The following is a 2,646-nucleotide window of genomic DNA, read 5'->3' as shown; positions in this document are numbered from 1 at the left end:
GATGGGGTTTATATTTTGGACGAGCCGGAAGCGGCATTGTCACCACAGAGGCAGCTGACGCTTTTACTATACATAGCCCAGCTTGCAAAAGAGGGTTCTCAGTTCATCATAGCCACACATTCGCCTATCCTGCTTGGAATGCCGGATGCTGGCATCTATTCCTTTGATGATAACAGCATTTCATCCATAAATTATGAAGACGCAGAATGCTATCAGGTGATGGAGATGTTTATCAATCACCGAGAGGTGATATTAGAGCGCCTGCTGAACAGTGAGGATGAAGAGGTATAAATATAACTATATACTATATATAGAAGAAACTATTTATAATAGAAGAAACGGATGAATGGAGATATAAATTAAACTCTTTCGAATGAGAAAATAAAATAATTTTTTAAAAATGCATCCTTTTTCCACTGTCATTTGTCTAATGATTGTAAACACGTAAAAGTGCGAAAGAAATGCACTTTGAAAAAGGAGGTGTTCCATTGAAGCATCTGGTAATGAAAGCACAGAAAAATGATGAAGAGGCATTCATCAAGCTTATGGAAATAAATAAGCAGAGCATGTACAAGATAGCAAAATCTTATCTGCACCATGAGGAGGATATTGCAGATGCCATGCAGGAAACGGTATTAAAGTGTTATGAAAAGTTAGAAACATTAAAAGAACCTCGGTATTTTAAAACATGGCTGGTTCGGATACTGATTAATAACTGCAAGGACATTTTAAGACAGAATCAGACATTATGTCTTATGGAGGAATTCCCGGAACTGGCAGATCCGGATCTGCCCCAGGACAACCTGGAATTTACAGAACTTTTGAATTCTCTCAATGAGAAATATCGTACTATCCTGATCTTATACTACGTAGAAGGGTTTAATACAAGAGAAATTGCTGAACTTCTGGAAATGAATGAGCATACGGTGAAAAGCCGCCTGCTGCGTGCCAGGCAAAGCTTTGCCAGGGAATATCAAAAAGACATAGCATGTGCCGGCAGGTAGAGTGTGAAAGAAATCGCTCTCTATCCGGTAAGCATTCTAACCAGTAATAGGAATAGAGCAAATATGCTATTCATGGTGTAACGATGGAAAAAATAAGTATTAGAAAGGATGCCAAAATCAATGGGAAAAAATTATTCGGAAGAAGAAGTTAAAAAAATATTGAATGAAGATATTACAACGACAAATATAGTGGACCAGAAAATGAATCAGGCATATCAGGAAATACGCAGCAAAAAATCTGGAAGAGGAAAGCATCGTTCTTATAAGAAAGTAGTAGTTGCGGCAGCAGCAGCTGCACTGATTGCAACGACTTCTTTAGTGGCACTGGCTGCTAACGGATTCTTCCAGAAGGAAGTAGTACAAAGCAATGATTCTGTATCATACAAGTTTACGGTTGACTATGAATTAAGTACAAATAAAATCGAAGTGAAACCAGGGTATCTGCCGGAAGGGTATACAACAGAATTTGCAGAAAATAAATTCTGTAAAGAGGACAGCTGGGGAAATGGAATTTCCATCATTCCTATGAGTACAGCGGATATTAAGCGGTTAAACAACGAGTTTTCTGTGGATAAGATTGAAAATGTGGAGAAGACAACGCTAAATGGAATGGAAGCCCACGTGATTACCGTAAAGGAAGCGGAAAAATACAGGAGGGGAAACTGTGTGCTCCTGTTTAACCCGGAAGACGGTTATGTCATAGAGGTTTGGGGTTTTTATGACGTTCCGGTTGATGAATTAAAGAAAGTAGCAGACCAGCTTGAAATAGAGAAATCCCAGGATGAAACGGTCGCACTTCCGACGGCGGAAGAAGAGGAAAAAGAAAAGGGAATGCAGCAGGAAGACCAGAAAAGGGAGGAACAATACCAGAAGGCGAAAGAAGCAGGGGTTGGAGAAGACCGGATTGCACCTATCGGACAGGAAATTAAGGCTCAGGATTTTGATAATGAGGAACTTACTGCTTTAGGTGACGGATTCAATAAACTTGGATACACCATAGAGAGCGCACAGTATATAGATTCCATTGCAGACTATCCCAAAGAAAACTTCTATAATTACGATGAGGATATAGCATCCTGTCTGAACGAAGACGGCAGCCTGCGTGATCATCTCCGCCAGAAGATGGATGAGGATGGCAGGATGTCAATAGATGAAAGCACAGAAGAATCAGTGGGAAGTAAGTTCCTGGTTGTGGATGTCCAGGTAAAAAATTATGCAGACAAACCGGTGAATGCACCTTTATATCTGAGTACTGCAAGGCTTCAGTCACGCAAAGACGGAACCTATGATATGGACAGCAAATGGGAAAGCATGGCTGTTCCTATGGAAAACTGGCCGAGTCTGGAAGGTCCGGTCTATTTCGATCAGCCGCAGAATGTAGAGGGCAATGACAGAATCCATCAATTTTTCTATCGTACCCTAAATCCGGGTGAAACGTTAAATTATAAGCTGATGTATGTGGTGGACGAAGATATGACGGAAGAAATATTCCTGGCACCGCCGATTACCAGCGGAGATGCGGAACTTACAACGAAATATTTTTCCTTAAAAACTAATTGACAATTTGTGAAAGAAGTGATATTGTTAGTACTATAGTTGATAAGAGTAAATGCAATGAAGAGGAATAGTACAATTATTTCTG

Annotated in this window: 3 protein-coding genes; all 3 read left to right on the top strand. The window is 40.1% G+C overall.

Annotated features, from left to right (window positions below; all coding sequences use genetic code 11):
* Positions 1-291 (top strand): AAA family ATPase (locus tag ACH2DQ_RS17430; RefSeq protein ID WP_395027621.1); only part of this gene is annotated, 291 nt, incomplete at its 5' end.
* Between the two features lie 197 nt (positions 292-488).
* A complete protein-coding gene (locus ACH2DQ_RS17425; protein ID WP_394915624.1) occupies positions 489-1,004 on the top strand; it encodes an RNA polymerase sigma factor in 516 nt (171 codons plus the stop codon).
* Between the two features lie 120 nt (positions 1,005-1,124).
* Positions 1,125-2,564 carry a DUF4367 domain-containing protein gene (locus ACH2DQ_RS17420; protein ID WP_394915625.1) on the top strand — a complete coding sequence of 480 codons (1,440 nt, stop codon included), beginning with the start codon at positions 1,125-1,127 and terminating at the stop codon, positions 2,562-2,564.
* Positions 2,565-2,646 lie beyond the last annotated feature (82 nt).

The organism is Robinsoniella sp., assembly GCF_034124845.1.
The sequence above is the reverse complement of the archived record's forward strand: the minus strand, read 5'-3'. Positions and strand labels throughout refer to the sequence as shown.